This is a genomic window from Polaromonas sp. P3_C2, assembly GCF_056402675.1.
In genome coordinates this window covers 1-946 of sequence record NZ_JBFUGX010001053.1, presented here as the reverse complement: position 1 = coordinate 946, position 946 = coordinate 1, and the positions used below count along the sequence as shown (strand labels likewise).

Sequence of the window (946 nt, the reverse complement as noted above, 5' to 3'; positions counted from 1 at the left end):
GCGTGTATTCGCGCCGCTCCCGCGGCTGGCGCGCTTCACGCGCATGGCCGCCCTCTTCACCTTCACGGTACATGCGGCGGCCGTCATTGATACGGCCCTGCTCGCTGATACGGGGCTGGTCTTCCTCGAACTCGATGGGCTCCAGTTCGATCTTGGTCTTGATCAGTTTTTCAATATCAGCCACCAGGCGCTGGTCGCTGCTGGCAACAAAACTCACTGCCAGGCCCGATGCGCCAGCCCGGCCGGTACGGCCGATGCGGTGCACGTAATCTTCGGCATTGAAGGGAACATCGAAGTTGAACACTGCGGGCACATCCTTGATGTCCAGGCCGCGCGCCGCCACGTCGGTACACACCAGCAGGTCGACTTCGCCCTTCTTGAAGGCTTCCAGCGCTTTCAGGCGCTCGTCCTGGCTCTTGTCGCCGTGCAGCGCCGTGGTCTTGAGGCCTTCACGTTCCAGGGAACGCGCCAGCCGTGCGCAACCGAGTTTGCTGTTGACGAACACAAAAGCCTGCTTCATGCCGCGCTGTTTCAGGATCTGGTGCAGGGCGCGGCGTTTGTCGTCGGCGCCCACGCTGTAGAAATGCTGCTCGACSGTGGAAGCTGTAGCGTTGGAACGGGCGACCTCGATCGTGACCGGATCCTGCAAATAGCTGGAAGCCAGGCGCTTGATTTCAGGCGAAAAAGTCGCCGAGAACAGCAAGGTGATGCGCTGCTTGGGCAGGTAGCTCAGGATGCGCTGCAGATCGGGCAAAAAGCCGATGTCCAGCATACGGTCGGCTTCGTCGAGCACCACGTATTCGACCTGATTGAGTACGGCGTTCTTGGCTTCAATGTGGTCAAGCAGCCGGCCCGGCGTGGCCACCAGCACTTCAACGCCTTTTTTGAGCTCGGCCGTCTGCGGCTTCATGTCCATGCCGCCAAACACCACGGTGCTGCGCAGATT

1 protein-coding gene is annotated in these 946 nt (G+C 60.8%); it reads right to left on the bottom strand.

Annotation, left to right across the window (positions count from 1 at the left end):
• Positions 1–946, bottom strand: a 946-nt coding sequence (locus AC1DWI_RS24505; protein WP_477726091.1) for a DEAD/DEAH box helicase, incomplete at both ends; no start/stop codon positions are given.